General features: G+C 56.8%; 24 protein-coding genes. 13 read left to right on the top strand and 11 right to left on the bottom strand.

Going from position 1 to position 25,532, the window contains the following annotated elements; all coding sequences use genetic code 11:
• Positions 1-104: 104 nt before the first annotated feature.
• The gene (gene rluF / locus ABD735_RS13635) at positions 105-872 is read left to right on the top strand and encodes a 23S rRNA pseudouridine(2604) synthase RluF (protein ID WP_344807315.1); all 768 of its coding nucleotides are present in this window, start codon (positions 105-107) and stop codon (positions 870-872) included.
• Positions 869-2,962, top strand: a complete 2,094-nt coding sequence (locus ABD735_RS13640) for a diguanylate cyclase domain-containing protein (RefSeq protein ID WP_344807317.1) — start codon at positions 869-871, stop codon at positions 2,960-2,962. Before rluF ends, ABD735_RS13640 begins: the two co-directional genes overlap by 4 nt.
• Positions 2,963-2,968: 6 nt before the next feature.
• Here ABD735_RS13640 and ABD735_RS13645 read toward each other — a convergent pair whose 3' ends face one another.
• From ABD735_RS13645 to ada, 4 genes are all read right to left on the bottom strand, one after another.
• Positions 2,969-3,817 (bottom strand): ion transporter, encoded by an 849-nt coding sequence (locus ABD735_RS13645; RefSeq protein WP_344807320.1) that lies wholly within the window; start codon positions 3,815-3,817, stop codon positions 2,969-2,971.
• Between the two features lie 108 nt (positions 3,818-3,925).
• Positions 3,926-5,152, bottom strand: coding sequence for an RICIN domain-containing protein (locus ABD735_RS13650; RefSeq protein WP_344807321.1), 1,227 nt, complete (start codon positions 5,150-5,152; stop codon positions 3,926-3,928).
• Between the two features lie 62 nt (positions 5,153-5,214).
• A complete protein-coding gene (locus ABD735_RS13655) occupies positions 5,215-6,153 on the bottom strand; it encodes a hypothetical protein (protein WP_344807323.1) in 939 nt (312 codons plus the stop codon).
• 277 nt (positions 6,154-6,430) lie between these two features.
• Positions 6,431-7,507, bottom strand: coding sequence for a bifunctional DNA-binding transcriptional regulator/O6-methylguanine-DNA methyltransferase Ada (gene ada, locus ABD735_RS13660; RefSeq protein ID WP_344807325.1), 1,077 nt, complete (start codon positions 7,505-7,507; stop codon positions 6,431-6,433).
• A gap of 160 nt (positions 7,508-7,667) precedes the next feature.
• Here ada and ABD735_RS13665 point away from each other — a divergent pair, with 160 nt between their 5' ends.
• Together ABD735_RS13665 and mtgA are read left to right on the top strand one after the other, a co-directional pair.
• A complete protein-coding gene (locus tag ABD735_RS13665; protein WP_344807327.1) occupies positions 7,668-8,126 on the top strand; it encodes a GNAT family N-acetyltransferase in 459 nt (152 codons plus the stop codon).
• The gene (mtgA, locus tag ABD735_RS13670; protein WP_344807329.1) at positions 8,123-8,833 is read left to right on the top strand and encodes a monofunctional biosynthetic peptidoglycan transglycosylase; all 711 of its coding nucleotides are present in this window, start codon (positions 8,123-8,125) and stop codon (positions 8,831-8,833) included. Before ABD735_RS13665 ends, mtgA begins: the two co-directional genes overlap by 4 nt.
• 147 nt (positions 8,834-8,980) lie before the next feature.
• Here mtgA and ABD735_RS13675 read toward each other — a convergent pair whose 3' ends face one another.
• The 5 genes from ABD735_RS13675 to ABD735_RS13695 form a co-directional block, all read right to left on the bottom strand.
• Positions 8,981-9,901, bottom strand: a complete 921-nt coding sequence (locus ABD735_RS13675) for a tetratricopeptide repeat protein (RefSeq protein ID WP_344807331.1) — start codon at positions 9,899-9,901, stop codon at positions 8,981-8,983.
• The gene (locus ABD735_RS13680; protein WP_344807333.1) at positions 9,901-10,314 is read right to left on the bottom strand and encodes a hypothetical protein; all 414 of its coding nucleotides are present in this window, start codon (positions 10,312-10,314) and stop codon (positions 9,901-9,903) included. The genes ABD735_RS13675 and ABD735_RS13680 overlap by 1 nt, the downstream gene beginning before the upstream one ends.
• Before the next feature lie 15 nt (positions 10,315-10,329).
• Entirely contained in the window at positions 10,330-11,637 is a 1,308-nt protein-coding gene (locus ABD735_RS13685; RefSeq protein WP_344807335.1) for an ATP-binding protein, read from the bottom strand.
• Positions 11,638-11,746: 109 nt separating this feature from the next.
• Complete coding sequence (locus ABD735_RS13690) at positions 11,747-12,154, bottom strand: NINE protein (protein WP_344807337.1); 408 nt, start codon at positions 12,152-12,154, stop codon at positions 11,747-11,749.
• Between the two features lie 66 nt (positions 12,155-12,220).
• A complete protein-coding gene (locus tag ABD735_RS13695) occupies positions 12,221-13,093 on the bottom strand; it encodes an AraC family transcriptional regulator (RefSeq protein WP_344807339.1) in 873 nt (290 codons plus the stop codon).
• A gap of 139 nt (positions 13,094-13,232) precedes the next feature.
• On the opposite strand from ABD735_RS13695, the gene ABD735_RS13700 reads away from it, so the two are divergent.
• From ABD735_RS13700 to ABD735_RS13730, 7 genes are all read left to right on the top strand, one after another.
• Positions 13,233-14,726, top strand: a complete 1,494-nt coding sequence (locus ABD735_RS13700; RefSeq protein ID WP_344807413.1) for a CoA-acylating methylmalonate-semialdehyde dehydrogenase — start codon at positions 13,233-13,235, stop codon at positions 14,724-14,726.
• A gap of 15 nt (positions 14,727-14,741) precedes the next feature.
• Positions 14,742-15,908 (top strand): acyl-CoA dehydrogenase family protein, encoded by a 1,167-nt coding sequence (locus ABD735_RS13705; RefSeq protein WP_344807341.1) that lies wholly within the window; start codon positions 14,742-14,744, stop codon positions 15,906-15,908.
• Positions 15,909-15,955: 47 nt separating this feature from the next.
• Positions 15,956-16,735, top strand: a complete 780-nt coding sequence (locus ABD735_RS13710) for an enoyl-CoA hydratase (RefSeq protein WP_344807343.1) — start codon at positions 15,956-15,958, stop codon at positions 16,733-16,735.
• Between the two features lie 3 nt (positions 16,736-16,738).
• The gene (locus ABD735_RS13715; RefSeq protein ID WP_344807345.1) at positions 16,739-17,827 is read left to right on the top strand and encodes an enoyl-CoA hydratase/isomerase family protein; all 1,089 of its coding nucleotides are present in this window, start codon (positions 16,739-16,741) and stop codon (positions 17,825-17,827) included.
• Between the two features lie 28 nt (positions 17,828-17,855).
• A complete protein-coding gene (gene mmsB, locus ABD735_RS13720) occupies positions 17,856-18,755 on the top strand; it encodes a 3-hydroxyisobutyrate dehydrogenase (protein WP_344807347.1) in 900 nt (299 codons plus the stop codon).
• Positions 18,756-18,864: 109 nt separating this feature from the next.
• Entirely contained in the window at positions 18,865-19,335 is a 471-nt protein-coding gene (locus ABD735_RS13725; protein WP_344807349.1) for a transporter substrate-binding domain-containing protein, read from the top strand.
• Complete coding sequence (locus ABD735_RS13730) at positions 19,332-20,366, top strand: cation diffusion facilitator family transporter (RefSeq protein ID WP_344807351.1); 1,035 nt, start codon at positions 19,332-19,334, stop codon at positions 20,364-20,366. Before ABD735_RS13725 ends, ABD735_RS13730 begins: the two co-directional genes overlap by 4 nt.
• Here the strand turns inward: ABD735_RS13730 and ABD735_RS13735 are convergent.
• Positions 20,341-21,474: an acyl-CoA dehydrogenase family protein gene (locus ABD735_RS13735; protein WP_344807353.1), complete on the bottom strand. Its 1,134-nt coding sequence runs from the start codon at positions 21,472-21,474 to the stop codon at positions 20,341-20,343. The two genes, ABD735_RS13730 and ABD735_RS13735, sit on opposite strands and share 26 nt — an antisense overlap.
• Before the next feature lie 180 nt (positions 21,475-21,654).
• On the opposite strand from ABD735_RS13735, the gene ABD735_RS13740 reads away from it, so the two are divergent.
• Together ABD735_RS13740 and ABD735_RS13745 are read left to right on the top strand one after the other, a co-directional pair.
• On the top strand, positions 21,655-23,694 hold the full coding sequence (locus ABD735_RS13740; RefSeq protein ID WP_344807355.1) for a PhoX family protein: 2,040 nt from the start codon (positions 21,655-21,657) through the stop codon (positions 23,692-23,694).
• A gap of 162 nt (positions 23,695-23,856) precedes the next feature.
• On the top strand, positions 23,857-24,801 hold the full coding sequence (locus ABD735_RS13745) for a CAP domain-containing protein (protein WP_344807357.1): 945 nt from the start codon (positions 23,857-23,859) through the stop codon (positions 24,799-24,801).
• Between the two features lie 164 nt (positions 24,802-24,965).
• Here ABD735_RS13745 and ABD735_RS13750 read toward each other — a convergent pair whose 3' ends face one another.
• Positions 24,966-25,460 carry an Lrp/AsnC family transcriptional regulator gene (locus tag ABD735_RS13750; protein WP_344807359.1) on the bottom strand — a complete coding sequence of 165 codons (495 nt, stop codon included), beginning with the start codon at positions 25,458-25,460 and terminating at the stop codon, positions 24,966-24,968.
• Between the last annotated feature and the right edge of the window lie 72 nt (positions 25,461-25,532).

Below are 25,532 nucleotides of genomic sequence, written 5' to 3' on the forward strand. Positions count from 1 at the left end.
CTGAAATGGGACGAGCTGTTCGCTGAAAAGGGGCAGACTGTCCACCCAGTCTATCAGATCCCGCCGGTCAACATTCTTTATTCTGGGTTAAGGATGCAAATAGATTGACGAGTCCCGAAGGCAAGCGCCTCAACAAGTTCATCAGTGAGTCTGGCTATTGTTCCAGACGCGAAGCCGACAAGCTCATCGAACAGAGTCGTGTCCTGCTGAACGGGAAGATTCCGGAACTTGGCACCCGGGTGATGCAGGGTGATCGTGTGCAGGTCGACGGTCGGCGAATAGGCGCCATCGATGCGAACCATGAAGATCGCGTCTATATTGCCTATAACAAGCCCGTGGGCATTACCTGTACGACGGAGCGCCATATCCGGGGTAACATCATCGACGCGATAGGCCATAAAGAACGGATCTTCCCCATCGGGCGGCTCGACAAGCCATCCGAGGGGCTCATATTCCTCACCAGCGATGGCGATATCGTCAACAAGATCCTGCGGGCGGAAAACGCGCACGACAAAGAGTATCTGGTGACCGTGGACAAGCCGGTGACGCCTCGCTTTGCCGAGCAGATGGCTCAGGGCGTGCCCATACTCGACACCGTCACCCGCCCCTGTACTGTGGAGCTACTGGGCCGCCACGAATTCCGCATCATCCTCACTCAGGGGCTCAACCGGCAGATTCGTCGCATGTGTGAGTACCTTGGCTACGAGGTCACCCGGCTCAGGCGAACCCGCATCATGATGGTGGATATCGGTAAACTGAGACCAGGCCAGTGGCGGGATCTCACGCGAGCCGAACTATCCCAGATCCGCAAGGCAGTGGCTGGCTCAAGTAAGGTCGCCATGCCAGGCAAGAGTGTTTCATCGTCACCATGAGTATACGAGTCAAGACCGGCCTGACGCTGACCTTTGGCGCGATCATGCTTGTGCTGACGCTGCTATTGAGCCTGGTGCTTGGCTACAGTGCGGGTAAGCGCGTAGTACAGGAGCGGGGCGTTGCAATGGCTGATCTCGCGAAACAGGTGGCTAGCCAGTTGAATAGCGGGCTCGAGTCGCGCCTTGATGATCTCACTGTGGTGGCATCCGTATCGACGACGACGGGGCTGTTCCTGCAGCGAGTGGGTGCAACGCGTATCTGGCTGGACGAGCTTCAGACCGTTTTTCCTGGTTATGTCTGGATTGGATTCGCCGACCCATCCGGCCAGGTGGTAGTCAGCACGGGGCAACTTCTTGAAGGTGCCGATGTCTCGGCTCGACCCTGGTTTCAGGAAGGCCAGAAAGACGTGTATTTCGGCAATGTTCATCCGGCTGTCCTGCTTGAGAAACTGCTGCCGCCCCGCAGCGAGCCGAGGCGATTTCTGGATGTTGCGCTTCCGGTGAAACTGTCGACTGGCCAGAATGCAGTCCTCGGCGCCCACCTGGATTGGGAGTGGGCAAAAGGTCTGAGTAATTCCGTGGTGTCTGCTGTTTCGATGCATGGGCCTGTAGAGGCCCTGATTCTCGATAGTGATAACCAGGTATTGGTAGGTCCCGAAAGTCTGGGTGGCACCCGGGTCGAGGGCCTGAAAAAGGCTGCAGATAAGAGTGGGGACAACTTCTTCCTGCATCAGTGGCCTGATGGCGAGTCGTATCTCACCGGCTTCACAGATACCGAAGCATACCCGGCCCTCAAGACCTTCGGTTGGCGAATCATCGTTCGGCAGAATAACGACTTTGCCATGGAGTCTGTGGATGAGTTGCAGTCACGGGTACTCCTCATCGGCCTCACGCTCGCCCTGCTGTTCATGTTGTTGATAGGCTGGACTGCGGGGTGGATCACAAGACCGCTTGAGGTGCTGACCGATATTGCCGAACGCTTGCGACGCGGCGATCGTCTCATCAAGTTTCCGGAGCGCGTTCTCTATGAGGAAGGCCAGCATCTCGTCTCCTCGCTAGAGTCTCTGTTCAGGGAGTTGCTTGAGCATGATGCGGAGCTTGAAGCCGCAAACCAGCATCTCGAGGCCCGGGTGAATGAGCGCACCGCCAGGTTGCAGCAGACGCTTGACGCCCTCGAAGCCAGTGATTTCCGGCTCAAGACCATTACCGACAATCTACCGGTGCTCATTGCGTATGCAGATGCCGATGAGCGGTACCAGTTCAACAACGCGACCTTCAAAGACTGGTTTGGTGTAGATGCCGACGGCCTTAAGGGTATGACGATTGAAGCCTTTATCGGCGCTGAAAACTATCAGATTGCGAAGCCACATATCCGCCGTGTACTGGCTGGCGAGCGCGTAAGCTACGAGCGCCGGGATGTAGCGGCGGACGGCAGCGAGCGATTCATGGAGTTTACGTACGTCCCGAACTTTGCCGATAGTTCGCCTGATCACGGCACACCCGGCAACGAGGCTGGCGTGCTCGGCTTCTACATCTTGGTGCAGGATATCAGTCTTGCAAAACAGGTCGAACAGTCACTGCAGTTTCAGGCTGCGCACGATGGTCTGACCGGCGCCCTGAATCGGCGAGGCATGGAAGACCTGCTGGGTGTGGCGCTGGCGCGCAGTAATCGGAGTCGTCTAGCTCTGGCCGTGACCTTTATCGACCTCGACCATTTCAAACAGATCAATGACACATATGGGCATAACGCGGGCGATCTTCTGCTCAAGGCTGTAGTGGAGAGGCTGCGTGGGGTCATCAGAAAAACGGACAGTATTGCCCGCATTGCTGGCGATGAGTTCGTGGTGGTACTCGAAAGCCTGTCCGAAAGTGACCAGGATTATGATGCGCTTGCACAGAAGATGTTGAATGCCATAGGCGCGCCGGTCGAACTTGATTCAGGCGACACCATCACGGTGACGGCCAGTGTAGGCATGGCCATCACCTATGATAGTGAGCTGACTCCGGAGGAACTGATCAAACGGGCAGATCTCGCCATGTACGAAGCAAAGCGGACTGGGCGAAATCGATACCATATTGAGTGTCAGTAACCTTGTTCAATCGTTCGATTGCGATCGCTCGGCTTTACCGACACCGTTCAGGCTTCGTTGCAGTTCAGTCAGCTGAGCCTGGATCTGCGCCAGCTGCAGTGCCATGTTGTCCCGCTCCTCTTTCGCCTCGCCCAATGCCTGCTTGTTGGTTTCAGCTGTCATGACTTCGAGTATGGCGCCCACCATCATATTCAGGAAGATAAATGCGGTCAGAAAGATGAAGGTGAGGTAATAGATCCAGCTTAAGGGATGGAGGGCCATGGTTTCATACATGACGTCGGTCCAGTCCTCGAAGGTCGCTATGCGGAAGAGTGTCAGCATTGAAATCGAGACATCTCCCCACAGCTCAGGATTGATTTTTTCGAAGAGAAGAGAGCCTACGGCACCGTAGATGTAGAAAATGATGAACATCAGCAGCGCGATGTAGCCCATTCGCGGGATGGCCTTGAGCAAGGCTTCGATCAGGAACCTCAATTCCGGCACGACCGAGATCAAACGAAGCACCCTGAATACGCGCAGCAGCCGCCCTATCAGAACCGATCCAGCCTGTTCGAGTGGAATAAGACTGCCTACCACGATCACCGTGTCGAACAGGTTCCACGGATCGCGGAAAAAGCGCTTCTTGTCCGGATGAACGGCGAGCCTTAGGAGGATTTCGATCAGAAAGAACATCGTGATGGCCCAGTCCAGCACGGTGACCGCCTGTTCCATGAACGGGGGGATCGCGTAGGTTTTCGCCCCTATCGTCAGCGCGGAAATGATGATGATCGTAATGACGGTTATCTGGAAATAGCGGCTCGACTCGATGGCGGACAGCCATCTTACAAGCGGCGAGGTGAAAGTCGTGTTCGGCATGAGTGTGAAGTTCTCGTAGCTTGGGAGCGGCAGATTCTATTGTGAGTGAGCCAAATGACAAGCATAAAAAAGCCCGGACTGGCCGGGCTTGTTCGTTTTAGCGTCTATTTATTTTGCGACGAGCGTGAATCGCTGGTTGTCGCCGCCGTTGCTGCTGTACTGCTGCACTGCCGCGCGGTTTTCGGAGTTATTGCCGCGAATGTCGAGATACTTCGAGCTGCGCTTGTTGACCATGGATACCGTGCTGCCTGAAGTCTTGAATGTCCATAGCTGGCTGCCGTCGCTGGTGTTGCAGCTAGCCTGAACCAGACGCGCACGATCGCCGGTGCTGTTGTTCTCGATCGACAGACACATGTCAGAGTGCTTCGCCTTCAGGCTCATGTAGTTACCGACCGGTGTGGCCGTGAACTGCTGATTGAGGCCGCCATGACAGCTCCACTGTGCCAGTGTTGCGCCGGCATTTTTCTTGAGGCCGCTGACATCAAGACATTTTCCGCTATGGGCTGCCTTGAAGCTGTAGGTCTTGCTGGCAACAGGAGTCGGGTTTGTCGGCGTTGGTGCGGCGACCGTTGTGGCTACAGCCGCTTTGAAGCCGGCAATTTCGCCTTTGACATTGTTGATGGCGCGGGCCGCATCGGATTCGCCAGGTTTGCCGGCAGGGATACCGCAAGGTTGACCGTTGCACGACACGTCTGGATTGGAGAACTTACCCATGCGTGAGGTCGAGTAGACGTGAGCATAAGCCATGATGGTACTGAAGGAGTAGTCGACACCATGACCCAGGCCGTAGCCGTAGCGATAACCGCCAGTATTACCCTGCTTGCGGGAGTGGTTCAGACCCATGTTGTGACCCAGCTCGTGAGCCATGGTCATCGGACCACACTGTGGGCCGGAAATGCTGTAGGCATATGATGCAAGTACGGAAATATAGCCGATACCACAGCTGGCCTTTGGGCTCACCATGGCTACGAAGTCGGCGCCATACTTGTCCCGCTCTGCACGGATCTTGGTGTTTGCCTGCAGGCTGCGGAGCATGGTCGACATGTCTGAAGAGGATTCTTCGTGGTACACGGTGCCGGCAAGACGGAGCTGGATGTCAATCTTGGAGTTGGCATAGTAACCATTGATCTGGTTGACCCAGCTCTGCATGGCCACAGCTGGCTCACCACCAAGCTTGGATTTCGCACCGCTGTCATAGACGACGAGAACGTCGACAGTCGCGGCACTCGCGGCTGCTGACATGAGCAGACCGCTGACGCAGGCTGCTGAAATAAGGGTTTTTCTGAAGCTCTTCTGGGCGGTCTGGCTTCGTGTGTTGGCTATGGCTGGGTACATCTTTTATAAACTCCAATCTACTGCAAGGTTTGGCTGACCGGCGAAAGGACAGCTTCATAAAATCAGGAATTCGTGTTGTCCGGAGGTAATATTCCGTCTTCTTCTTCCGTGTTCTTGAACAGGGTGCCAGTGGGTACTATCCAACCGGCTTCTGCTCTGGACTCCACCATGTACACGCCATTTGGTGTCGTGATGCCGCCTATGGTGATGGCTGCACCCTGCGTGATGGAGACCTGGTTTTCTTCCTCAAAATCTGTGATTCGACCGTGCCAGGTCACTGCACCTGCAGTGCCGACTTCGACGCGCTCGACTTCCATCTGCATGGTGCCGCCTTCGAATGCCACTGGCAGTTCGACGACATCACCCGGTACCAGCGATTCGATCTTCATGCGATCGACGCTGAGAAATTCGCGGCCGTCATGCTGCTCTTCGGCTGTGAGTTCCAGCGCAGCTACAGCACTGTCATTGACAGCCCACGGTGCCGGTGCAGCGATTGCCGCCAATACGGTCTCTGCATCAAAAGGCTTGCCATCTCTGCGCGCCTGCATTTCGATCATGCGTGTCTCAAGGTCTGGATAGCTCGCATTGGTATTGATGGCCTTGTAGCGGGCTTCCTGTTGTGGCGTCACTACAAACCCGAAATCTCCATTCTCATCAATCAGATGCTCGGCAGCGAAGGCATCGACTTCAGGGTTGACGTCTGCGCTTGCTTCGATAGTTGGCATCTTGGCGAGGGGCAGCGCCGGCGACTGTACAGTCACCGCTGCAGCTGAAGTGCCCCAATCGCTGGCATAAGCCATGCCGGCGCCGATCTGCTGAACCGGCACCACTTCACCAGTGGCGGCCAGCTCAAACTGCTCGAGTTCACCAAAGCTTGCCACGGTAATAGCCACTGCAATAGCCGTTAGAGAAACGGTCGATGCCACCCAGAAGGCTGGCTTGCGCAGTAGTTGCTCGCTGGCGCTTGATTTGGCTGATCTCTGCTTGCTTGATCGAGTCATGTCGGTCGCTTACCCGTCTGGCTGAATTTTGAGCATCTGCAAAACATGTTCAAATACTAGACTGGTTCGGCGACGTAAAAGTGGCGGGAGTAGGCGGAAATTCGAAAGTCTACATTTCCACGCTTGCTGAAATGGAAAAACAACAGACAGTTACAGCTTTTCAGTCAATAAAGTGACGGTCAGAGATGTGCGAGGCGCAAGTGGAAGCGAGTGTCAAATATCTAACGGCTTGGGATGGGTGTTTTGGTGTCAGAGCGCGAGTTTTTGCTAAGCGCGCCTACTTTAGTAACAAAGCGTTCTCCTGTTCCCGTTGCAGCAGCGACTTTTTGCGCGCAAGCCCCCAGCGATAGCCCCCGAGTTGACCGTCGCCTCGAAGAACTCGGTGGCAAGGCACCAGCAGTGCGATCCGGTTCGCAGCGCAGGCCGAGGCGGCGGCGCGAACTGCCCGCGGCTTTCCGATGCCGCTAGCCAGTTCTGTATAGCTGATGGATTCGCCGCTCGGAATCGTCGTGAGGAAGTTCCAGACAGTCATCTGAAAAGCGGTGCCTCGAAGGTCAAGCGGTAAGTCCGGTGCGGGTGCATGACCATTCATGTGCGATTCAAGCGCTAGCATCCATTCATCGAGCTCCGGCCTATCCTGAGCGCAGCTCGGCAGCAACTCTGCTCTGGGGAAAGTACGCTGAAGGTGTAGGCGCAGCGCCTCATCCGACTCACCAAATTCTACCAGGCAGAGGCCTCTGGAGGAGGCCGCCATCATTATGAGGCCGAGACTGGTCTGGCGACAGGCAAAATGAATGCGCTCGCCGCGGCCACCTGCACGAAAGGTAGAGGGCGACATGCCCAGGCCACGTGTCGCATGCAGGTGGACTCGGCTGGCTGAACCATAGCCAGCTTCATGGCTGGCCTCGGTGACTGACTCGCCTTCTCGCAAAGCCACTTTAAAGCTATGTGTTCTGCAGGCTTGCTGGAACGCTCTTGGCGAGACGCCAAACTCGGCTTTGAAGGCTTTTTGAAATCGTGAGGGTGAAAGGTCAGCGTGAGTCGACAGAGATTTCAGCGTCAATGGGGTACTGGCCTGGTCCCGGATGAGCCTCGCGACGTTTTGAAGTCGACTTCGAAGACATGCCTGGTCTGGCTTGCATCGCTTGCAAGGCCGGAAGCCAGCGGCTTTGGCGTCTGCAGTATTGCCAAAGAAGCGCATGTTGTCTGGCTGGGCGCTTCTGGAGGGGCAGGATGGATGGCAGTAGATACCTGTCGTCAAAACACCATAGACAAACAAGCCATCCATAGTCGTGTCTCTGGCCATCACTGCCGCCAGCATGCCTGCTTCATCTAAAAGTTCTCGGGCAGTCATCAATAGTGTCTCCTCCAGCATTTCGAAATATACCTTTTCATGGCTCATGATAGCGTCAGTTGCAAAGCAATACCTTCCGTTTCCTGCCGCTAACCTTTGCCGCGTCGAGCCCGGTTCGTGTATCGTTTCGGCATCTGAAATTTAATTGGGAACAGCCGCCATGACAGAGTCAGACTCTCGTGAACCGGTATATCGAGAGATGAAGATTGCCGACTATGATCGGGTTATCGGGCTTTGGCAAAAGGCCGAGGGCCTTCGTCTTCGCCAGGCAGACTCGCTGGACGGAATCCGGCGTTATCTGACGCGGAACCCGGGTCTGAGCTTTGTGGCCGAGCATCATGGCGCGGGCATTGTCGGCACTATAATGGCGGGCCACGACGGCAAGCGTGGCTATCTGCAGCATCTCACGGTGGCGCAGGCTTATCGCGGGATAGGGGTAGGCTCGGAGTTGACGCGTCGATGCCTGGCGGCACTCAAGGTCGAAGGTATTCTGAAAACGCATCTCTTCGTACTCGATGAAAACGCCGCTGCCCGGCGATTCTGGCAGAATCGAGGCTGGCAGAAGCGTGACGACTTCTCGGTATATTCCTTCATCAACTCCACGGAGCACGACGTTTGACGATCAATCGTGGCGCGAGACGAATCGGACGCTGGCTTGTCTGGCTTTGTCTTTCAATGCTGCTGATCGTGACGGTGGTTATCGCTATTCTCCGCTTTGTCGATCCGCCTGGCTCAGCTGTGATGCTCGCGGAGCGTCTGGCCAACGATCAGCGTCCCATCCGTCATGAGTGGGTGGACATGGATGATATATCCCCATGGATGCCGCTAGCCGTCATCGCCAGCGAGGACCAGCGCTTTCTGTCCCACTGGGGCATAGACCCTGGCGCCATTGCCACGGCCGTCGATGATTACCGGCGTGGCGGTTCGCTCAGAGGCGCCAGTACCATTACGCAGCAGACTGCAAAAAACCTGTTTCTCTGGAATGGTCGCCAGACCATACGCAAGGTCCTGGAGGCGCCGCTGGCCGTGGGTCTCGAAATTCTCTGGTCGAAGCGACGCATCATGGAGGTCTATCTGAACGTGGCCGAATTCGGCCTCGAGGGCGGGCTGTCGATCTATGGCGTGGAAGCGGCCAGTCAGCACTTCTTCGGTATTAGCGCCAGCAGGCTGTCGATCAGTCAGGCAGCACGCCTGGCCGCCGTATTGCCAAGTCCGAAACGTTTCAGCGTGGCGCGGCCCACGCCTTACGCGCTCAGTCGAATCGAATGGATACAGGAGCAGATGGGCCAGCTTGGTGGCATTCAGCACGTCGCCTCACTGCGCTAGTCGACACTTCAGGCGCTGAGGACCTCCCAGAGCCCAATCGCGCTGATCAGCAGAAGCACAGAGCCGAGCCAGCGGAAAAAGGTTTTCGTCTCGGCCCTGAGCATGCGCGCATGAAACTTCAGCCCGATGACATGGCCTACGTTCAGCTTAGTAATCCTTCCTGAAGCTGAATTCTTCAAGCTCCTTTTTCAGCGCACGGTGATACATCGGGATGCTGATCCACGAATACAGCACCAGGGCGACCCAGCCCAGCGACAGCACCAGCGAAGTGGTGGGGTATCCCATATCGAGTATCGCCCTCGCAAGTAGGTTGAAGAAGAGAAAGGCCATGATGATGACGAAGGCGCCTTTGGTGTTCCCAAGTGCTGCGATCTTCGAATTCAGACGCCACCAGAGCCCCAGGAAAGGGTTACGGCGCATCTTGACGTGACTGAACAGTCGCAGGGCTTCTTTCGAGGAAGGATTGTTGCTGATAACGAACTTGGCGTGATATTCGGCATCGTCACTGTTGCCAAGGGCGAGCTGGAGTTTGCCCATGAGCAGGTTGGCATCGGCATCACCAGCATCGGCGCGCAGCGCTTCACTGGCGTGCTGCAGGGCCTGATCCAGTTTGCCGCCTGAGAAATAGAATTCGCCGAAAGCGATCTCGAGTCGGCGGGAGTCGGGGTCCAGTCTGGCCGCTTCCTTGAGGCAGGCTTCGGCGGCCTGACGCTCATCCAGCTGAAGATATATTTCGCTCAGCATGAACAGTGGTTCGGGATTAGACGGCTCCAGCGACTGGGCCTGCTCGCAATATTGTATCGCCTCTTTCAGGCGGTTTTTCAATGTGCACAAACGGGCGTAGGTCAGGTAAAACCAGGCAGTATTCGGGTCCAGGCTGAGTGCAATCTTCAACTCATGTTCGCCCGCATGCAGTCTGCCCTGAGCAATCAGGTTGGAGGCCAGTAGGGCATGCGCCACGGCGCTCTGTGGATCATCCGCCAATACCTGCTTCAACAGATCGATGGCGTGAGTGTGCTGGCCAAGGCGCATCGCCCGCCAGATCGAATCGATTCGATAGCCGTCCATCAATGGCTGGCCTGCTCTTTGACGTAACTGTACACGGCGTATGGTGCCGACTGCTTCAAGACGACGAGGTAGAGCGCCAGGAAAAAGATACCTTTCGACAGGATTCTGATGTACGGCGCAGTTGCTTCGAGCGCAAAGCCGCTGAGCTGGGTAAGGTATACCGCGCCGATGGAAAACCCGAGCCAGAGCAGGATCCCGGCAATACTGATGCCGATTTCCTTTTTCAGCGTGGGGCTGCCGAGCAGATAGCCATTTGCGATCACCCATACGAAGGGGAGCCAGTACTGCCCCTGAAAAGGTGGTACCCAAAGCAGGGGGAGAAAGATGCTGACGAAGAAGATCACCGTTGGATCGACGATGAAGTTTTCCTGCAGGCGAGGTTTTGGCTCGTCTATGATGTCGTAGCCAGCCATCAGTGCTTCACCATCTCAGTTGCCGTTTTTCTGGAGGAAGTCGACGACCTCATTATACCGGCCGCCATCGTTGGCGTAGCGCGCATAATTCCTGGCCGTGGTCATCCACTCGGTCGTGGTAGGTCTGCTTTCACCGACAGCCTGCTTGAAGTGCTGCATGCCGATGGCCACCTCACGGTCCCCCTCCATCGACTCGTCGATGGCTTCGTCGGCCGCCATATCGATGAGGTTCGACAGATCTGCACCGGAATAGCCGACGGTCTTGGAAGCAATCAGCTCGAAGTCGATATCGTCTTCGCTGGGCCGGCCTTTCATCTCATGTCGCAGAATGGCGGCACGGGCGAGCTTGTCCGGTGGGGGCACGAAGAACATGCGATCAAACCGACCGGGCCGCAGGAAGGCGGAATCTATGGCCCATGGCACGTTGGTGGAGGCCAGTATCAGAACGCCTTCGTTGTTCTGCGAGTAGCCGTCGAGTTCGGTCAGGAACTGGCTGACGGTATTGCTGCTCGAGCTGCTGCGCGCATGCTCACGCTTGCCAGCCAGTGCTTCGAGTTCGTCGAAGAACAGCACGCTCGGCGTCTCATTGCGGGCCTTTTCGAAGATGGCGTGGAGTTTCTGCTCCGACTCGCCGATATACATGTCGAGCACATCGGAGATTTCGATGTTGAAGAACGACGACTTGCACTCGCCGGCGGTAGCACGAGCCAGCAGGGTCTTTCCGCATCCCGGCGGTCCGTACAGCAGAACGCCCCCGCCGACTTTCTTCTTGAAACGCTGAAACAGGGAAGGTTTCTGGAAGGGCAGGATGATTTTCTTGTGAATCTGTTTCTTGATATTCACCAGACCTACCACATCATCGAAGGTCGTGGTGGCCTGACGGTACCGGGACAGCTGGGTTACTTCTGCGAAGTCCGTTTTCTCGACGATCTTCAGTTTGGTCTTGGTATCCTGCAGTTCAAGGCGGGCATCGAGTTCGTCCGAGCGAATACCCGGGTCCTTGCGAGCCGCCTTGAGATAAAGTGTTCGCGCCTCCCGGCCATGCCCCTTGTCGAGCAACGCTTCGATCAGCAGAGTGAACTGGGGTCCTTTCAAGGTATCGGCGTAAGTGTCGAGCAACGCTTCATCGCTGGCACTGGCGACAGCGCCAGCAATTTCTAGAACTTCGCTGTCATCAGGTGTGGGGTCGAGAGCATCTACGAAACGAAGGGCTTTCTGGGGCTCGTGTCGACTCAGATAGGCCAGCAGGATCACCTTGGCCAGATGTGGCGAAGGGGCTGCGTCGAAGGCTGAAACGAGGCTGTTGAGCGTAGACTGATCCATGAAACTCCTGCACAGGGCGCTGAGCAATGATTCGAGAGAACAAGTGCTCGGATCATACCCCACTTCACTTGTGCCCTCATAGCCTCAGCGCCCGGCACGATGCGCCACGTCAGTGCAGAAGCTGGTTCTCCTCCGACACCTGTTCGTTCAGTGTCCAGAAGTCGTACAGCACACCCAGCAAAAATAGCCCGCCGGTCAGGAAATACAGGATGGCCGTGATCCACTTGCCCAGGTAGAGCCGGTGCAGACCAAAAATGCCGAGGAAGGTGAGCAGCACCCAGGCGATGGTGTAGTTGGTGCTACCAGCGGTATATCGCCTGTCAGCGGAACGGTCCATCGACGGTATGAGAAAGAGATCGATCAGCCAGCCAATGCCCAGCAGGCCAAGAGTGAAGAACCAGATTGTTCCTGTGATGGGGCGACCGTAGTAGAAGCGGTGCGCACCGAGAAAGCCGAAGATCCACAGCAGATAGCCGATGATCTTGCTATGGGTATTCGAAGGAACCGTGGTCTGCATGCTTACCTCGTCTGCTGTGATCGATAGACAGTGCTACGCCATGAGCAGCCGCTTGGCTCTCTGAGTCTAATGCCGGTGACTCTGGCGATAGGCCTGTGGCGAGTGCCCCATGATCTTCTTGAATAGCCGCGAAAAATAATAATTGTCGTCATAGCCAAGTTGATGACTGATAGCTCTGAAGCTGAGGCTGGTGGTGTCGAGTAGCTGACAGGCCTGTTCGACCTTGAGATGCAGGAAGTGCTGGATGGGCGATTCGCCAGTGAGCGTCCTGTAACAGGTGGCAAAGTGAGCGCTGGACAGGCCAGCAATGTCCGCGAGCTGTGCCAGTGTCAGCCGTTCGTCGAGGTGCTCCCGCATATAGGTGTGGATATCATCTATCGCTAAAGCAGGCTTCGATGCTTCCACATCGCCGCTGAGTGGAATGGCGGTCAGCAGCTGACGAAGCCGGTTTGAAGCATGAATCAGCCGCGTCAGGCGATAGCCCGTGTGCTGCACTGCCAGCAGGCCATTGAAGTCTACCAGTAGCCGTGACTGCTGGCCGATATGACGTACCCAGCGCCCACCAAAGCCGAGCTGTTCGGAGAAGAGATCAGCCTGTGCGCCAGCAAAGTGAACCCAGTGTACGGTCCAGGGCTGTCCGGGGTCGGCTGTATAACGGTGTGAAACGCCGCGAGGCAGCAGGAGCAGGTCGCCAGGGGTGACAGTAAGTGGCTCGCCTTCGACGTTGAGCCAGGCCTGTCCATCGCTGCAATATATCAAAAGATTGTCGGAATGCTGTTGCCGGTGCATATGATGCCCTGCGGCATGGCGGTAATGGCCGAAAGCGAGGGGATAGAGCTCACGCGTCAACGGGTGTCGGGCCAGTTCCTGCACCACGGGTGCCGGTACGAGGTAGCGGGTACTTCCTGGCGGCAGTGGCCACTGCGAGGTTCTCGTCATAGATTTAGCGTCTTTGTGGCCTCGACTAAAATAATGGTCTGCTCCGAAAGATAGTCCATCATCGCCGAAACTTAGTCAATCCACCCGCCCCTGTGCACCATGCTAGCATCGTATGCTCAGACAGATATTCAGGTGAATGATCATGAAGCAGGTGCCCCTCTTCCTCGAAGGCGAATTTGTCCAGAGCCAGACGCAGAACTGGATAGACGTGACCAATCCAGCGACGGCGGAGGTGATAGCCCGTGCGCCTGCCACCACCGACGCTGAAATGGATCGAGCCATTGCGAGTGCCGCCGAGGCATTCAAAACCTGGCGGGAAGTGCCAGTACCCGAGCGGGCGCGTCTGATGATGCGCTACCAGGCCCTGCTCAAGGCACATCATGATGAGCTGGCGGAAATCCTGTCGCAGGAAACCGGCAAGACTTTCGAAGATGCCAAGGGCGATGTCTGGCGCGGTATCGAGGTCGTCGAGCATGCTGCGAATGCGCCTTCGTTGATGATGGGAGAAACCGTTGGCAATGTGGCACGCAACATCGACACCTACACCTATATACAGCCGCTCGGCGTGTGCGCGGGCATTACACCGTTCAACTTCCCGGCGATGATTCCGCTATGGATGTTCCCCATGGCCATCGTGACTGGTAATACCTTCATCCTGAAACCTTCGGAGCAGGACCCGCTCACGCCGATGCGGCTGGCTGAGCTGTTCGAAGAAGCCGGCGCGCCGAAGGGCGTATTGCAGGTGGTGCACGGCGGCAAGCAGCAGGTCGACAGACTCTTGACCGATCCAGCGATCAAGGCGATTTCCTTTGTCGGCTCCGTGCCGGTGGGGCGCTATATCTATGAAACCGGTACGCGCCATATGAAGCGGGTACAGAGTTTTGCAGGCGCCAAGAATCACATGGTCATTATGCCGGATGCAGACAAGGATCAGGTGCTGAGTGCGCTGGTGGGCGCATCGGTTGGTGCCGCCGGTCAGCGCTGCATGGCGATTTCTGTAGCCGTTTTCGTGGGTGAGGCAGAGGCGTGGATACCTGAGCTGAAAGAGCGACTGGCCCAGATTCGACCCGGCGCCTGGGATGACTCAGGCGCAAGCTATGGGCCACTCATCAGTGCGCAGGCCAGGACACGGGTTGAAACGCTGATCGGAGAAGGTGAAGCGGCTGGTGCGAAACTTCTGCTCGATGGTCGCCACTGTAGTGTAGACGGCTTGCCGAACGGCTACTGGGTCGGACCTACGCTGTTCGCTGGCGTACAGGCAGACATGAGCATCTACAAGGAAGAGATCTTCGGCCCGGTGCTGTGCTGTATGGAGGTGGCTTCTCTCGACGAAGCGCTGGAGCTTGTCAACGCGAGTCCCTATGGTAATGGCACGTCGATCTTCACCAGCTCCGGCGGTGCAGCCAGGCGTTATCAGCAGGAGGTCGAAGTGGGTCAGGTCGGTATCAATATCCCCATTCCAGTGCCCATGCCATTCTTTTCGTTTACCGGCTGGAAGGGCTCGTTCTACGGTGATCAACACGCCTACGGTAAGCAGGCCGTAAAATTCTATACGGAGACGAAGACAGTGACTGCGCGATGGTTTTCCAGCGACGCCGTAGCTGGTACCAACTTCTCCATACAGATGCGATAAGCAGAGGGCAGCCGGATGGATTTTGCACTGAACGATGATCAGCTGGCCTACCGTGAGGCGGCCAAGGCCTTTGCGGACAAGGCCATGGCGCCTTACGCGAGCCAGTGGGATGTCGACCATACCTTTCCGGTCGACGTCATTCGAGAGGGTGGGGACCTTGGCTTCTGTGGACTCTACACGCCGGTAGATCTCGGAGGGCTTGGGCTCTCCCGGCTGGATACTTCGATTATTGTCGAAGAGTTGGCAGCGGCCTGTCCATCCACCGCAGCCTTCTTCACCATTCATAATATGGCTACGTGGATGGTGGCCAATTTCTCGACCGATGGCGTTCGCGCCAGCCTCACGCCGCGCATGGCCAGCGGCGAATTGCTCGGCTCCTATTGCCTCACCGAGCCCGGTTCAGGGTCCGATGCCGGCAGTCTGAAAACGAAGGCAGTCCGTGAGGGCGATGAATACATACTCTCCGGGTCGAAGGCTTTTATTTCCGGCGCCGGCGCCACACAGATACTGGTAGTGATGGCGCGCACGGGCGCAGCCGATAGCGGTACGAACGGCATCAGTGCTTTCGTAGTGCCAGCCGATAGCCATGGCGTTCACTACGGCAAGCTGGAGCACAAGATGGGCTGGCACAGTCAGCCCACCGGGCAGATCAGCTTCGATGAAGTACGGGTGCCTGCAGCGAACCTGCTGGGCCAAGAAGGCGAGGGCTTTCGTATTGCGATGAAAGGGCTTGATGGTGGACGGCTCAATATTGCGACCTGCTCACTGGGCGGAGCTCAGGCCACGCTGGAACGGGCGCGCGACTATCTGCACGACCGTGAACAGTTCGGCAAGCCACTGGCGACCTTTCAGGCACTGCAGTTCAGACTGGCCGATATGGCCACCAACCTGGTGGCGGCGCGACAGATGGTTCGTCTGGGGGCCTGGAAGCTGGATAACGGCGACCCTGAGGCCACGCTGCACTGCGCCATGGCCAAACGCTTCGCGACGGATGCCTGTTTCGATGTCTGCAATGAAGCGCTTCAGCTTCACGGTGGCTATGGCTACATTCGAGAATACGCCATTGAGAAGTATGTTCGGGATCTCAGGGTTCATCAGATTCTGGAAGGCACGAATGAAGTCATGCGCCTCATCATCGCCCGTCGCTTATTACTCGAAGGTGTGGCCGAAGCCATCCGCTAGCGCTGGCTCGTAGCCACCATGATCCACAATCTCAGGAGGTCCTCCACATGAGCGATCTGATTCGAATTGAAAAGGATGATCACGTTGCCGTGATCACGATCGACAATCCACCAGCCAACACATGGACCCGGGAATCGCTTGAGGCACTGGCGGCCAACATCGAGGACCTCAACGAGGATGCGTCAATCCAGGCACTGATCATCACCGGGCAGGGTGGCAAATTCTTTTCGGCTGGCGCGGATCTCAAGACCTTCGCTGATGGTGATACCGCGAAGGCGAATCAGATGGCTCAGGCCTTTGGTCGGGCCTTCGCTGCCCTGACGAACTTCAGGGGCGTCTCCATCGCGGCCATCAACGGCTACGCGATGGGTGGTGGCCTCGAGTGCGCGCTGGCCTGCGACCTGCGCATTGCCGAAGAACACGCCCAGATGGCACTGCCTGAAGCCAGTGTCGGCCTGTTGCCCTGCGCCGGTGGGACCCAGAATCTGCCCTGGCTGGTTGGGGAGGGTTGGGCCAAACGCCTGATTCTCTGTGGGGAACGCATCGATGCTGCGAAGGCCGAAAAGATCGGTCTGGTCGAAGAGGTGGTCGCTACGGGTGAGTCCATGAGCCGGGCCCATGAGCTGGCGCTGGCCGCCAGCAAGCAAAGCCCCTGTTCAGTGTCACGCTGCAAGCAACTCATCATGAGCGCTCGTGATAACCGATCCCAGGCCGACGGCTGGCGAATGGAGCGAGAGCTGTTCATTGAATTGTTCTCCACTGAAGATCAGAAGGAAGGCGTACAGGCCTTCCTTGAAAAGCGACCTGCTGAATGGAAGGGCCGTTAGATCATGACGGCTTCCCAGGACCCAGTCGTATTCGACACCCGGCCCACCGCCGATGACCACCTGCTTGGCATTGCCAGGCTCAACCAGCCGCGATCCCTGAACGCGCTCTCGCTCGACATGATTCGCCTGCTGCATAAGCAGCTGTCACGTTGGGCCGAGGACGATCGCATCGTCGCGGTATGGCTCGAAGGTTCAGGCGAGAAAGCCTTTTGTGCCGGTGGTGATATCGTGGCGCTCTACAAGGCGATGACCGGCGATAACGAAAACAGCCTCGATGCTGGCGTGGCCTTCTTCACCGAGGAATATCAGCTCGACTATCAGATCCATGATTATCCCAAGCCCATCATCGCCTGGGGCCATGGTGTGGTGATGGGTGGCGGTATCGGACTGTTTGTTGGTGCCTCCCATCGAATCGTGACCGAGACCGCCCGCATCGCCATGCCGGAAAGTTCGATTGGGCTGTATCCCGATGTCGGTGCGAGCTGGTTTCTCAATCGGATGCCAGGCAGGACTGGTCTTTTTCTGGGCATTACCGGCGCAAGTATGAATGCCGCCGACGCGCTCTATGTCGGTCTGGCTGATCACTATATCGAACAGGGGCAGCGCGAGGCACTGCTGGAAGCAATTTGCCAGAGTGAGGCGCTCGCCGCTCACCCGCGTGCCACCATCGATGAAGCCTGTGCAGAGATGGCGAAGCTGGCGTTACGAAGTTTGCCGGAGTCGCCACTGTGCAGCGCTCGTGATGAGATCGATGAACTGACTGACGCAACGGAACTGAAGGCGGTAACTCAGCAGTTGGCAGGATACAGTGGGGAAGCGACGATATTGCAGAAAGCCGCCGAGGCAGTTCGCAAGGCTTCGCCGACCTCAATGGCCATCTTCTGGCGGCAGTGGCAGCGTGCGGCCCATGAGGATCTCGAAACCGTGTTTCAGCAGGAACTGCAGCTATCGATTCGTTGTCTTCAGTTGGGCGAATTTGCCGAAGGCGTGCGCGCACTCCTCATAGACAAGGACAAGAACCCGAAGTGGCGATATCAGACCGTGGCTGAACTCGAGCCCGAATGGATCGACCGTTTCTTTGCAACTGCCTGACCCGGAGTCAGCCTTATAGGAGAGTACGATGGCCACTATAGCCTTCATAGGACTGGGTAACATGGGCGCGCCAATGGCGACGAATCTGCTCAAGGCCGGGCACAAGGTCTGTGTGTTCGATCTGTCAGAGACCGCAATGGCGGGGCTGGCAGAAGCAGGCGCGACACTTGCCGAGAGCCTCCACGATGTCGTCAAGGATGCGGAAGTGGTCATCTCGATGTTACCGGCCGGCAAGCACGTCGAACAGGTCTATCTGGGCGAGGCGGGCCTGCTGGGAGCACTTCCGGAAGGCACCCTGGTGATCGACTGTTCGACCATCGCCCCCGAAACCGCCAGACGCGTTGCTGGTGAAGCCCTTCATCGGGGCATCGATCTCCTCGACGCACCGGTATCCGGCGGGGTAGGTGGTGCAAAGGCAGGTACCCTGACCTTCATCTGTGGCGGCGAAGTGGATGCTTTCGACAGGGCCAGTCCTATCCTCAACGACATGGGGAAGAACATGTTTCACGCCGGGCCTCATGGCGCCGGTCAGGTAGCCAAGATCTGCAATAACATGCTGCTGGCCATTCTGATGAACGGCACTTGTGAGGCGCTGGCGCTCGGTGAGAAGAATGGCCTGGACCCGGCAGTCCTTTCCGAGATCATGCGTCAGAGCTCTGGCGGAAACTGGGCGCTCAACGTTTATAACCCGTGGCCTGGTGTCATGGATGGCGTGCCGGCTTCTAACGACTACAAGGGTGGCTTCCTTGTTGACCTGATGAACAAGGATCTTGGTCTGGCTTTCGATAATGCCGACCGAAACAAAGCGCCTATTCCCATGGGGGCTCTGGCTCGCAACATGTTCCTGCTCCATGCCCAGCAGGGGAATGGCCAACTGGACTTCTCCAGTATCCAGCGGATGTATCGCGGGGCGGAAAAAGGTGAATAAAGCTGACTGGCGCCACAGTTTCTGGCGCTAGATTACCTGGCAGGTCTGATTGGCAGCATACGACGTACCTCAGCTTCAGTAGTCACCAAAGCTGTTGGGGGTGTATCTGATGGCCAACATTCGCAGCTCTGTGCATACCCTGTTTTTTCCTGTTCTGCTTCTTCTGATCGCCTGTGACATGCCTCAGGACCCTGAGGACACCTTCGAGCGCGCCACTGATGGCCCTGTCCGCGTAGGGCTGACCGGGCACTCGCCGTGGGTAATCATCGAGGACGGCCAATACTCGGGCACGGAAGTTCAACTCGTACAGGCCTTCAGCGACAAGATTGGTAGCCGTATCGAGTGGCATGAAGGCTCAGAAAGTGTCCTGCTCGAATCACTCAAGCGACATGAGCTGGATCTGGTGATTGGTGGCCTGAAGAAGTCCATTCCGTGGAAAACCGTTGCCTTCACCAAACCCTACATGACCATAGGCCAGGACAAGCATGTCATGGCCGTACCACTCGGCGAGAATCGTTGGTTGCTGGAGCTGGAGAAGTTCCTCAATAGTCCACCTGCAAAGGAGATTATGGAGCGATGAAAAAAGGCACCGGGTTCGAGTTTCCCCCTGAACAGACCGAGGCGATGCGGAAGGCTCGCCGCCTCGAGTGGTGGACGATCGCCTATCTCCTTTCCGTGATCGTACTGATGTACCTGACGATGGGTTCTTCACAGGCCATGAAGACAGCCTGGATGGAAGATATGCTGAGCCTGATCCCGCCGGTCGTTTTGCTTGTTGCCAGCCGGTTCGCTCACAAGACGCCCGATGCCCGCTTTCCCTATGGATATCACCGCGTAGTGTCCATCGCCTTCCTGTGCGCATCGATAGCCCTGTTCACCATGGGTTCGCTGCTACTGTACGACGCGTTGAGCAAGCTCGTAATGCAGGAACATCCAACGATCGGCGGCATGACGATTGCCGGCACGACCTTCTGGCAAGGCTGGGCGATGTATCCCGTGCTGATCTGGGGGGCTATTCCACCATTCTTTCTCGGGCGGGCAAAAATGCCGCTGGCGGAAAAGATTCACGACAAGGTGCTATATGCCGACGCCGATATGAACAAGGCCGACTGGATGACGGCTGCCGCGGCAATGGTGGGTATAACAGGTGTCGGGCTGGGCTACTGGTGGGCCGACGCCGTTGCGGCTGCCGCCATTTCCACGTCTATTCTCAGGGATGGCTGGAGCAATCTGAAGCAGGTTGTACTGGATCTGATGGATGAGTCGCCCGAGCAGGTCGACCGTTCGGGTAGCGATGACCTGCCCAGCCAGGTCAGTCGACATCTGAAGCAGATGGCCTGGATCGATGATGCTCAGGTGCGGATGCGTGAAGACGGCCATGTCTACTTTGGCGAGGCCTTCATTCGAATCAATGACGACACACAACTGACCCGAAAACTCCACGAGGCTACGATCAGCTGTCGAAAGCTGAACTGGCGCGTCCATGATATTGTGCTGGTGCCGGTCGTCTCTCTTGATGCGCCTATCGGCACATTAAAGGACGTTGACCGGCCAAGTGGCGAGGATCAAAAGGCGGGCAGTCGGATCAGAGGCCCAGCTGTTTCGCAATGATCTCGTTCATGATCTCACGGGTACCGCCGCCGATTGACAGGATTCGGGAGTCACGATAGAGACGCTCCACCAGTGTCCCACGCATGTAGCCCATGCCACCAAAAATTTGCACGGCTTCGTGCGTGACTGAGTCGGCCGCATCAGTGGCGAGATTCTTGGCCATCGAAATCTCCTTCACCGGGTTCTTGCCGGCCTGAATGAGTTCGGCGGCGTAGTAGGTGTACTGGCGGGCAATTTCCACCTGCGAAGCCATGTCCACCAGCTTGTGCTTCAGCACCTGAAAGCGACTGATCGGTCTGCCGAAAGCCTGCCGTTGCTTCGCATAAGCGAGGGCTTCGTCGTAGGCCAGCTGAGCCGTCATGTAAGCCATGATGGCCAGTGACAGGCGTTCCATCAGAAAGTTCGCCATTATCGCCACGAAGCCTGCGTTTTCGACGCCGATGAGATGGTCGGCAGGCACTAGGCAATCGTCGAAGAACAATTCTGCGGTATCGCTGGCCCACCAGCCCATTTTTTTCAGGTTTTGGCCGCGTGTGAAGCCCGGTGTGTCGCGTTCTACGACAATCAGACTGATGCCGCCATGACCTTCGCCTCCGGTTCGCACGGCCACCGTGTAGTAGTCAGCGCGGATTCCGCTTGTGATGAAGGTCTTGCTGCCGTTGATGCGATAATGATCGCCTTCCCGTACCGCTCGGGTGGCCAGGCTGGCCACATCCGAGCCGCCACCAGCTTCAGTGATCGCCAGCGCGGCAATTTTTCTGCCGGCCAGCACTTCGGGAACGATGCGTTCCTTCAAGGCAGGCTTCGCCCACTTGGCTATGGGCGGTAGTGCAATGTCGAGCGAACCCAGACCAGCTACCAGGCCGCCCGAGCCGGACCGCATGAGTTCTTCGGAGGCTGCGATCTTCATGAAAACGTCATTTTCCCCACTACCACCCCACCGTTCTGCATAGCCAATACCAAGGATGCCAGCCTCACCTGCCGTCTCGTAAAGCTCACGAGGGAATGTACCAGCCTCTTCCCACTCATGGACAAAGGGCAGAATGTGCTGCTGCACGAATCGGTTGACGGTGTGCCTGACCTGGCTGTGGGCGTCATCAAATGGCATGGGGCGGAAGTCCTTCATCGTCGAAACAGGTGAGTCGCAGCTTATCAATCACCCAAAAACCAAGCAAGCGCTTGGTTTGTATTTGCCATGAAAATGTCACATTAACTCAACCGTTCTGTCACTTTCGCTACCTACTCTGGCTCCTCCAATACACTAGATATCGCCCCGTCGGAGCTGTTCATGAGCAAGGCAACCTTTGATCCCAAGACTTATAACCTCAGCGGTAACGAAGCATTTGCGTCGGTACTCGATAAGCATCTGTCCCGCCGCGGCCTCATCAAAGGTGGTCTTGGGGTAGCTGGCCTTTCACTGCTGTCAGGATTCGGCCTGACCGGCTGTAGCGATGACGACAAGTCTTCAGCAGTTCGCGGCACGCTCGGTAGCAGCAGCGAGACGCTTGGCTTCAACTCCATTCCTGGCTCGAAGACCGATGCCGTGGTCGTTCCTGAAGGCTACAATGCCCGCGTGCTTGCGCCGTGGGGCACACCACTGAACAACACTGCTCAGGCGTTTAAGGCTGACGGCACCAACTCTGCATCTGACCAGGAAAATGCGGTCGGCATGCACCATGACGGCATGCATTTCTTCCCCATCGACGGCAGCTCCACAGACGGTTTGCTTGTGATCAACCATGAGTATATCGATGCCAACGCGCTGCACCCCGACGGACCTACCATCGATCCGGTAACAGAGCTGCGTACCAGCGCCGAAGAGATCCGCAAGGAAATCAACGCTCACGGTGTATGCGTCGTTCGTGTGCAGTTGGTCAACGGCGAATGGCAAGTGGTAGAGAACGATCCACTGAACAGACGTTTTACCCACGCTACCGAAATGGATATCGCAGGCCCGCTACGTAACTCTCCAGTGCTCCAGACACGATACTCGCCAGCTGGTGATGTGACCCGCGGCACCTCCAACAACTGTGGGAATGGTGCGACCCCATGGGGCACGTACCTGACCTGTGAAGAGAACTGGCCTGGCTATTTCATGAACTCGGCGTCAAGCCGACCCGCTGACCAGGATCGGCTTGGCCTGCCAGATGACGGTACCCGCTACGGCTGGCACCACCTGGCAGGAGATCCATCAGAAGTGGATCAGGAGTTTGCCCGCTTCGACAACACGCCGACAGGCGCTTCCGCGCTCGAAGATTACCGCAACGAGGCTAATGGTTTTGGCTATACGGTCGAGATCGATCCTTACAATCCGACAGCCAAGGCTGTGAAACGTACTGCCCTGGGCCGCTTCAGACAGGAAAGCCGCAGCTTCGGACCGCTGGTCGAAGGCGAGCCTGTAGTCAGCTATGCCGGTCACGATGCCCAGTTCGAATACATATACAAATTCGTTTCTGATGCGCTGTGGACGGCCGCTGACGCAAACCCCGCTGATCGCCTGGCAACTGGTGCGAAATATATGGATGCGGGCACATTGTATGTGGCGCGTTTCAATGCAGACGGCACAGGTGACTGGTTGCCCTTGACGCTCGATAGTGTCACGACTGATGGCCAGACTTTAGGTAGTCTGTTCGCCACTCAGGCCGATATTATCCTGAATACACCTGGCGCTGCTGATGCCGTAGGTGCCACGCCAATGGATCGACCTGAGTGGGTGGCAGTCGATCCCATCAACGGTACCGTCTACTTCACCCTTACCAATAATACCGATCGTGAAGAGCCCAACTCGCCGAATCCAAGGATCCAGAACGAGTTCGGTCATATCGTTCGCTGGAACGAAGATGGCGTCGACCGCTTCAACTGGGATATCTTTATCTTCGGTTCGCCAGCAGATGGTGACGCTGACACCAACCGGTCCGGTCTCACCGATGCCAACCAGTTCGCGAGCCCAGATGGCCTCATCTTTGATCCGCGCGGCATCATGTGGATTCAGACCGACAACGGCGCCGATGCGGTGACAGAAGAGACCAACGATCAGATGCTGGCGGTCATCCCTTCCAAGCTGCGTGACGGCAATAACGATCAGCGCGTAGTAGACAGCTCGAATCAGAGTGAAGTACGCAGGTTCTTCGTTGGCCCGAACGGCTGTGAAGTAACAGGCCTTGCTTACACGCCTGATTACACGACTTTCTTCGTCAACATCCAGCATCCAGGAAACTGGCCATTCAGCGACAATGCAGCGGAAGTCACGCCAGAGGGCGTCACCGTAAGGCCACGTGCTGCCACAGTGGTTGTACGCAGGAACGATGGCGGACCAATAGGGGTTTGAGTAGGTACTGGTGCTGAAGGCCATCCGGCAGATGCACCAGTTCACAATTTGACCTAATATTCGCCGCGAGTAGCCGGACACCGTTCATACGAAGCCTATACTCAGAATATGATCATATTTCATTCTTGAGGGTTGGCTTTGTTGAACATGTGGAGAAAGCGTTTGAGCGCGGTCGCGCTGCTGTCTGCGCTTCAGTGGCTCACGGCTTGCGGTGGTTCCTCTGCTGGCGGGTCGGATGACCTGTCCGGCTCAACGCCAACCGTTCCCGGCGATGGTTCTGGCAGCAATTCGGCGGTGCCTGTCGATGACAGACAGGTCTCCACCGGCAGCTTTTCAGTCACATCCTCCAGCCCCGCCCGTGACAGCACAAATCGCGCCCTGAACGCTGGCGTGAAAATCCTGTTCAACCAGTCCCTCATAGCCAGCACTGTAACCGGCCAGCATATTCGACTGAGCAACGGTGTCATCCCAGTGATCATTGACCTTCAGTATGAGGCCGGCGAGCGGGAAGTCACCCTCGTGCCAAGTGTGTCGCTAGCAGCTGATACGCGCTATACAGTCAGCCTTTCCGATGGCTTGATGGCGGAGAACGGAGAGTCCATGAAGGCCCACGAGTGGACCTTTCGCACTGCCCCGAACGTGGGTTCGACCAGTCAGAGCACAATTGATGACTGCATGAACAGTACCGATCTTGCGATGCTCGACGCCGTGAACAAGGCGCGTGCGGCGGCCAGGTCCTGCGGTGGCACAAGTCATGGTGCCGTGCCAGCCCTCAGCTGGAGCTGCCAGCTAGATAGTGCAGCCACCAGACATGCCCGTGACATGGTCAACAATAATATCTTCAGCCATACCGGCAGTGACGGGTCGAGCATGAGTGAGCGGATTACCGCCGCTGGCTACAGTTGGAGCGCAGCGGCAGAGAATATAGCTGCGGGACAGAGTAGCGTCGGTACGGCCATGAATGGCTGGCTGGCCAGCGAAGGGCACTGTCGGAATATCATGAGCAGCGGTGTCACGCAGTTGGGAGCCGCCCTTGCCACGGCGGAACCGGGTACTGCAGCGTACAGTCGTTATTGGGTGCAGAATTTCGCGCGTCCCCGACCATAGGGCCAGATAGTCTTCATACGCCTATTCGCGTGTAGACAGTTTAAATGGCGTCGCCCAGGCATGCCGGTGACAGTATTGCTGCCCTTGAGGGACATGCGCCCTTGCTTAGTCGAGTGAAAGGTGTGGCGACCGGCCTTCAGCAGAATTTGAAGAGCTTTCACTATTCAAGGTAGGTAACTCAGTGGGAGGCTCGTCCTGTCCAGCACCCGCTGCAGGACGAAGCTCGAATGCACGCCGCTGACGCCAGGAATTCGGGTGATCTTGTTCAGCAGAAAATCCTGATAGTGGTCCATGTCCGGTATGGCGACCTTGAGCATGTAGTCGGCCTCCTGTCCGGTAATGAGATAGCACTCCTGCACTTCCTCAAGTACCTCGATCTGCTTTACGAACGCCTCGAAACGCTCTGGTGTATGCCTGTCCATGCTGATCAGAATGATGACCGTGAGCGAAAGTCCCAGTTTCTTGCGATCCAGCAGTGTGACCCGACCAAGTATGATCCCGGCTTCTTCGAGCGCCCTTACTCGCCTCAGACAAGGCGAAGCTGAGAGGCCAACCTGTTCTGCGAGCTGCTGGTTGGTCAGGCTGGCATTATCCTGTAATGCCGAAAGAATTCGTCTGTCGATTCGATCGAACTTGTGAATCGTCTTGCCTGGAGTCATAAGTTGCTCGAAATCTCTAGTAATTGGCGATTAATTGCTATGATTTTTAATCATAGACGAACTTTGCAATAA

The organism is Allohahella marinimesophila, assembly GCF_039538005.1.
In the GTDB taxonomy this organism is placed as follows: Bacteria; Pseudomonadota; Gammaproteobacteria; order Pseudomonadales; family Oleiphilaceae; genus Allohahella; species Allohahella marinimesophila.